This window comes from Bacteroides sp. FSHCM14E1 (assembly GCF_019633785.1).
Lineage (GTDB): Bacteria > Bacteroidota > Bacteroidia > Bacteroidales > Bacteroidaceae > Bacteroides > Bacteroides hominis.
In genome coordinates, this window is sequence record NZ_JADKYL010000025.1 from 1 (window position 1) to 7226 (window position 7226).

The 7226-nt window shown below is 37.3% G+C and carries 7 protein-coding genes; all 7 read left to right on the plus strand.

What is annotated here, in order from left to right:
* Positions 1–885 carry a glucose-1-phosphate thymidylyltransferase RfbA gene (gene rfbA, locus ISX59_RS20930; protein ID WP_220576248.1) on the plus strand — a complete coding sequence of 295 codons (885 nt, stop codon included), beginning with the start codon at positions 1–3 and terminating at the stop codon, positions 883–885.
* A complete protein-coding gene (locus tag ISX59_RS20935; RefSeq protein ID WP_220576249.1) occupies positions 882–2327 on the plus strand; it encodes a lipopolysaccharide biosynthesis protein in 1446 nt (481 codons plus the stop codon). The genes rfbA and ISX59_RS20935 overlap by 4 nt, the downstream gene beginning before the upstream one ends.
* Positions 2328–2340: 13 nt before the next feature.
* Complete coding sequence (locus tag ISX59_RS20940; RefSeq protein WP_220576250.1) at positions 2341–3462, plus strand: DegT/DnrJ/EryC1/StrS aminotransferase family protein; 1122 nt, start codon at positions 2341–2343, stop codon at positions 3460–3462.
* Between the two features lie 18 nt (positions 3463–3480).
* Positions 3481–4665 (plus strand): Gfo/Idh/MocA family protein, encoded by a 1185-nt coding sequence (locus tag ISX59_RS20945; protein ID WP_005788128.1) that lies wholly within the window; start codon positions 3481–3483, stop codon positions 4663–4665.
* Positions 4666–4686: 21 nt separating this feature from the next.
* A complete protein-coding gene (locus ISX59_RS20950) occupies positions 4687–5724 on the plus strand; it encodes a 3-deoxy-7-phosphoheptulonate synthase (RefSeq protein ID WP_005788126.1) in 1038 nt (345 codons plus the stop codon).
* A complete protein-coding gene (locus ISX59_RS20955; RefSeq protein WP_005808190.1) occupies positions 5721–6896 on the plus strand; it encodes an acetyl-CoA carboxylase biotin carboxylase subunit family protein in 1176 nt (391 codons plus the stop codon). The genes ISX59_RS20950 and ISX59_RS20955 overlap by 4 nt, the downstream gene beginning before the upstream one ends.
* The coding region (locus tag ISX59_RS20960; RefSeq protein ID WP_220576251.1) for a glycosyltransferase at positions 6883–7226 on the plus strand (344 nt) is incomplete at its 3' end. The genes ISX59_RS20955 and ISX59_RS20960, both read left to right, overlap by 14 nt.

Here is a 7226-nt window from a genome sequence, read left to right on the forward strand (position 1 = left end):
ATGAAAGGCATTGTTTTAGCTGGAGGTTCCGGCACTCGTTTATATCCGATCACTAAAGGAGTAAGTAAACAGTTACTTCCAATTTTTGATAAACCGATGATTTATTATCCTATCTCAGTACTTATGTTGGCGGGGATACGTGAAATACTCATCATCTCTACTCCTTATGATTTACCAAGTTTTCAGCGTTTGCTGAGCGATGGTTCTGATTTTGGGGTGCACTTTGAATATGCAGAACAACCTTCTCCCGACGGCTTGGCACAGGCATTTATTATTGGTGAGAAGTTTATAGGCGGTGATTCTGTATGTCTGGTTCTTGGCGATAATATCTTTTATGGTAGCTTTTTTACTAAGATGTTGAAGGAAGCTGTAGCATCCGCAGAATTGCAAAATAAGGCTACGGTTTTTGGCTATTGGGTTGAAGATCCTGAACGCTATGGGGTAGCTGAGTTTGATAGGGATGGGAATGTCCTCAGCCTTAAGGAGAAACCTGATACTCCTAAATCTAATTATGCGGTTGTTGGACTTTACTTTTATCCCAATAGGGTTGTTGAGATCGCAAAACAGATCAAGCCTTCTTCCCGTGGAGAACTGGAAATCACCAGTGTAAATCAGCAATTTCTGTTTTCTCAGGATCTGAAAGTTCAGGTATTAGGACGTGGCTTTGCCTGGCTTGATACAGGTACCCATGATTCTTTATCCGAGGCAAGCACCTTTATAGAAGTAATAGAGAAGCGTCAAGGCCTAAAAATAGCTTGTTTGGAAGGTATTGCTTTCCGTCAGGGCTGGATTGATTCAAAGAAGTTACGTGAACTGGCTTATCCTATGCTGAAGAATCAGTATGGAAAGTATTTATTGAAAGTAATAAAAGAGATAGAAGGGTGAGCGAATCCTTAAAGCATAAAACGGTTAAGGGAGTGGGATGGAGTTTTGCTGATAACATCTCCAGTTCCGGTGTTTCATTTCTGGTCGGATTGGTACTTGCGCGTTTGCTTACTCCTGCAGAATATGGCATTATGGCTATGATTGCCATCTTTATCGCTATTTCGAATTCTATTATTGACAGTGGATTCTCCAATGCGTTAATTCGCAAAACGGATATAAAGCGTATTGATTATAACACAGTCTTTTTTTTTAATCTGGTGGTTGGTGTCATCCTATATGTCCTTCTTTATTTTTGTGCCCCTTCTATCAGTTCTTTTTTTAATGAACCTATATTGATTCCAGTTACAAGAGTTATAGGCCTTGTTCTAATCATCAATTCTTTAGGTATCATTCAACGCACTATTATGGTGCGGGAGATTGATTTTAGAACACAAACCAAAATCTCTTTGATAGCTTCTTTATCCAGTGGTGGAATTGGCATCTTGATGGCTTTCTATGGCTACGGTGTCTGGAGTTTGGTTGGACAACAGGTCTCCCGGCAGTTATTAAATACCGTCTTCCTTTGGCTTTACAGTGCTTGGCGTCCGGTGTGTGAGTTCTCAGTAGATAGTTTTAAATGCCTTTTCGGCTTTGGCTCAAAATTACTGTTGTCGGGTTTACTCGATACGCTTTACAAGAATATCTACTATATCGTTATCGGACACTTTTACAGTTCCGCCCAGTTGGGTCAATATACACGTGCCGAGCAGTTTAATACAATTTTTTCCAGTAATCTGACTAGCGTGGTACAGCGTGTCAGCTATCCCGTTCTGAGCTCCATCCAGGATGAACCGGAACGTTTGCGTGAAGCTTACCGCCGTGTGATAAAGGTTACCATGCTGATCTCTTTTGCCTGTATGCTTGGTCTGGCGGCTGTGGCTAAGCCGTTGATACTGTTACTAGTCGGTGAGAAATGGCTGGTGTCAGTCTCTTATCTTCAGATCATTTGTTTTGCCGGAATGTTATATCCTCTTCATGCCATTAATTTGAATATTTTGCAGGTGAAAGGTCGGTCCGATCTGTTTCTCAAGTTAGAAATCATAAAAAAAATAATAGCGGTCATTCCCATTTTTCTAGGTATCATGTATGGTATAGAATATATGTTGTGGGGTAGTGTCTTAATCTCCTTTATAGCTTATTTTCTGAATGGTTATTATTCCGCCGGTTTAATCCGGTATCCTACAATAGACCAGATCAAAGATGTATTTCCGACGTTTGCTGTTTCATTGTCTGTCGCTTTTGTCATGTGGATTATTTCTTTTCTTGATATTTCAATATATGTCATGCTCCCCTTGCAATGCTTTTCAGGTCTTTTGTTGTCTTTTCTTGTATATGAAAAGTTGAATCTGGAAGAATATCTTGAAATCAAACAGCTCATACTCTCTTGTATTCAAAAAAAGTAATATAAATATTAAGATGGATAAAAAACTAATCACGGTTACTTCTCCACTTCTTCCTTCCTTGGATGACTTTATTCCTTATCTTGAGGATATCTGGGATCGTAAATGGCTCACTAATAATGGTCATTATCATCAGAAGTTGGAGCAGGCTTTATGTGAGTATTTAAAGGTACCTTATATAAGTCTTTTTACTAATGGTACACTTCCTTTAATGTGTGCCTTACAAGCATTACGTATAACCGGTGAAGTGATTACGACTCCTTATAGTTTTGTTGCCACTACCCATTCCCTTTGGTGGAACGGGATTAAGCCGGTGTTTGTAGATATTGATCCTGTAACTTGCAATCTGGATCCTGAAAAAATAGAGGCCGCTATTACTCCCAAGACGACTGCTATCATGCCTGTGCATGTTTATGGCAAACCTTGTGACACGGTTCGTATTCAAGAGATTGCGGATAAATATGGTTTGAAGGTCATTTATGACGCTGCCCATGCATTTGGTGTAGAGGTAAACGGCAAGTCAATACTTGAATCCGGTGATATGTCCACTCTGAGTTTTCATGCTACGAAGGTCTATAATACGATTGAAGGTGGAGCTCTGGTCTGTCACGACGAACAGACCAAGAAACGCATTGATTATCTGAAGAATTTTGGCTTTGCCGGTGAAACGACGATCGTTGCTCCTGGCATTAATGGTAAGATGGATGAAGTTCGTTCCGCTTATGGACTATTGAATTTGAAACAAGTTGATTCCGCCATTGAGGCTCGTCGTAAAGTTGCCGTTCAATATCGTGATGCTTTGAAAGATATCCCCGGTATCCGTTTCATGGAGGATATACCCGGTGTCCGTCACAACTATTCTTATTTTCCTATTTTTATAAATGCTGAGGAATATGGTCTGACCCGTGATGAACTTTACTTCAAGTTGAAAGAGAATGACGTACTCGGCAGAAGGTATTTTTATCCGTTAATAAGTGAGTTCTCCACTTATCGTGGACTGGAATCCGCACATCCTGATAATTTGCCCATTGCGAATAGGATAGCAAACAGTGTGATTTGTTTACCCATGCATCACAGTTTGACTTTTAGTGGACTTGATAGAATAACATCAGTAATTTTTGAAGGCAATAGGTCTTAAATTTATAAACTTGTATATATGAAAAATGAAATCTGTATAGGAATGGCTGGTGCAGGGCGTGCCACAGAGTTACATATAAATGCTTTAAAAAGGTTTACGGGTATTCCACTCCGATTTAAAATGATTGTGGCCCGACGCAAAGAGCAGCTGGAAGTTGCAAAAGCTATATATGGATTTGAAGAAACCTCCTATGATTTTGAGGACTTGTTGACTGATCCAGATATCGATGTGATAGATATTTGTACCCCGCCATATGTACATGAAGAAATGATTGAAAGAGCCATGTTGGCCGGGAAACATGTTATTTGTGAAAAACCTTTGACAGGCTATTTCGGCATGTCAGGAGATGAATATCCTATTGGGATCAATGTTTCTAAAAAAGTAATGTATTTACAACTTCTTGAGTCTATAAGAAGATTACGCCAGATTATTCGTAAATCAGGAAAGAAGTTTATGTATGCGGAAAATTTTGTATATGCACCAGCCGTATTAAAAGCTGCGGAGATTATTACAGCAAAGAAAAGTCGTATTTTATATGCAAAAGGTGAAGAAAGTCTTAAAGGTTCTAGTTCTCCAGTTGCGGGTGAATGGGATAAAACGGGCGGAGGTACTTTCATAAGGACAGGTTCACATCCTTTATCAGCTATTTTATGGTTAAAACAACAAGAAGCTAAAGCACATGGTATTGACATAAAGGTAAAAAGTGTCATAGCTGATATGGGGCGTATTACCCCCAATTTATCTGATTACGAACATAGGCATATTGCGGCTAATCCTGTCGATGTTGAAGATTGTGGTACTGTAATTTTAAATTTTACTGATGATTCGCGGGCTGTCATTATAGCTACTGATACTTTGTTGGGAGGAAGTAAAAATTATGTAGAGTTATATTGTAATGACGCTGCCATAAATTGTACATTGACTATGTCAGATCTAATGAGTACTTATTTTCTAGATGAAGATAATTTAGATAATGTGTATATATCAGAGATGTTACCGTCCAAAATCGGTTGGAATAAGCCTTTTCTTGAAGATGAAATAATCAGAGGTTATACTGATGAAATGCGTGACTTTATGGAAGCTATTTTTTATGATAGAGATCCTAAGGCTGGATTCGATCTAGCATATGATACCATTAGAATAATTTATGCAGCATATATGTCAGCAGAAATGGGGTGTAAAGTAGAATTAGACACTATATAATTAATCATACAGAAGAATGTTATGGATTTCTTAAAAAAATTACCTACGCCTCAGGAGGTGATGTTGAAATATCCTTTAAATAAAGAATATTCAAAACGCAAAATTTTACGTGATAAAGAAATAAGGGATATTTTCGAAGGCAAATCGGATAAATTTATTTTGGTAATTGGTCCGTGTTCTGCTGATAGAGAAAATGTTGTACTTGATTATGCGAAGCGTTTGGCCAAACTTCAAGAAGAGGTTAAGGATACCATATTGATTATTCCTAGGATTTATACCAGTAAACCTAGAACAATAGGAGATGGTTATAAGGGTTTGTTGCATCAACCTTTTTTAGATCGCGAGGAGGATATTGTTGAAGGTTTATTGGCTGTTCGCAGGCTTCATAAAAAAGTTATAGAAGAAACCGGATTATTTGGTGCGGATGAAATGTTGTATCCGGAAGTTATCCGTTATGTATCAGACTTATTGTCCTATGTCGTGGTTGGGGCAAGATCTGTAGAAAATCAACAACATAGGTTGACTGCCAGTGGCTTAAATGTTCCAGTAGGAATGAAAAATCCTGTAAGTGGTGATATCTCTGTAATGTTGAATTCTATTGTAACAGCCCAACATCCTCACCATTTTATATATAATGGCTGGGAGGTTATTTCACATGGGAATGTATGTACACATGCTGTTTTACGTGGCTTTTTAGATGTGAATGGAAAGGCTAATACAAATTATCATTATGATGATTTAATTCGTATTTATGATTTGTACCAACAAAGAAACCTAGAAAATATTGCTTTTATAATAGACTGTAACCATAGTAATTCAAATAAGGATTTTTTAGAGCAAATAAATGTTGCTAAAGATGTTTTACTTTCTATGAAACGTGACTCCAGATTATTGTCTTCGGTAAAAGGCTTGATGATTGAAAGTTATATTGAAGATGGATGCCAACCGGTTGGAGGAAATGTGTATGGACAGTCTATTACAGATCCATGTCTGGGTTGGGAAAAAACAGAAACTTTAGTTTTAGAGTTATTCAATGAATTGAAACAGTTTACGAAATGAAAAAGGTACTTATTTTAAATACAAGCCATAATGACTTAAGGTTGATTTTGGCATTAAAAGAAATGGGCTTTTATGTAGTGTCAATTGGCAATCGTCCAGGTTTAGTTGGTGAAAAGTATGTAAATCAATATATCCAGATGGATTACTCTTGTAAGGAGGAAGTATTAGCTCTCTCTCGGAAATTAAACATAGATGCCATTTGTGCTTGTTGTAATGATATAGGGGTGATTACAGCTGCTTATGTTGCGGAAGAAATGGGACTTCCCGGTCATGATAGTTATGAAAACACTTTAATCATGCATCATAAAGATCGTTTTAAGAAATTTGCTAGAGAATACGGTATAACAACCCCTCAATCAGAATATTTCTTTGAGGAAGAGGATGCGGTGAAGTGGCTTGATAAGGCTGAATATCCGATTATAGTGAAACCTACAGATTTAAGTGCAGGTAGAGGAGTAGCGAAAGCCGATTGCTATGAAGAAGCTAAAAGTGCAATAAGAAATGCTTTCGAACACTCGAGAATTAAACATATTGTTATTGAACCTTATATTGATGGTTCACAACACGCATGTTGTACTTTCATTCTTAATAAGAAGGTTGTAGCCTATTGTACGAATAATGAATATTCTTTTGTGAATCCTTATCGTGTGGAAATAGATACTTATCCGGCTGATAATTTTGATTGTGTCAGAGATCATTTAATAAATGAAGCGGAAAAGATGGTTAATATTTTGGGGTTAAAAGATGGAATACTATCAATGCAATATAGAATTAAAGATGGTAAACCATATATTATTGAGGCTATGAGGCGCATCCTTGGTAACCTGTATATGATTCCTGCTGAGAAATTGACAGGAATAAATTGGGACTATTGGGAGGCAAGAACACATTGTGGTCTTGATTGTAGTCATTTCCCTGTAGATATCCAGCAACATGGGTTTTGGGCCTATAGAACTATCATGGGAACTCAAAATGGTGTGGTGAAAAGCTTGGTCGTGCCTGATGATTTGAGAAAGTATATATTTGATGAATGTATCCTTTGGAGATCTGGAGATTATATTAAGGATTATATGTCGGAACCATTGGCTTTCTTATTTTTTAAGTTTGATTCAAAGGAGGAGATGAATCATGTAATGCTTGATCAATATAATCGAATATATGCAGAATATTGATACTCCCCCTTTAGTAAGCATTTTCTGTATAACTTATAACCATTCATCTTACATCCGGCAATGTTTAGATGGCTTTTTAATACAGAAAACGAATTTTCCTTTTGAGGTTTTAATTCATGATGACGCCTCTACTGATGATACAGCCGGAATAATTAAAGAATACGAGGCTAAATATCCTGATATAATTAAGCCCATTTATCAGGTTGAAAATCAGTATTCCAAAGGATTGGATATAAACATTGTATACAATCTGCCTCGGGCAAGGGGGAAATATATAGCAATGTGTGAAGGAGATGATTATTGGATAGATCCGTTAAAGTTGCAAAAACA

Excerpts from the sequence above, each read along its gene's own strand:
- rfbA (WP_220576248.1), top strand. The coding sequence starts at position 1 with ATGAAAGGCATTGTTTTAGCTGGAGGTTCCGGCACTCGTTTATATCCG.
- ISX59_RS20940 (WP_220576250.1), top strand. The coding sequence starts at position 2,341 with ATGGATAAAAAACTAATCACGGTTACTTCTCCACTTCTTCCTTCCTTG.
- ISX59_RS20945 (WP_005788128.1), top strand. The coding sequence starts at position 3,481 with ATGAAAAATGAAATCTGTATAGGAATGGCTGGTGCAGGGCGTGCCACA.
- ISX59_RS20950 (WP_005788126.1), top strand. The coding sequence starts at position 4,687 with ATGGATTTCTTAAAAAAATTACCTACGCCTCAGGAGGTGATGTTGAAA.
- ISX59_RS20955 (WP_005808190.1), top strand. The coding sequence starts at position 5,721 with ATGAAAAAGGTACTTATTTTAAATACAAGCCATAATGACTTAAGGTTG.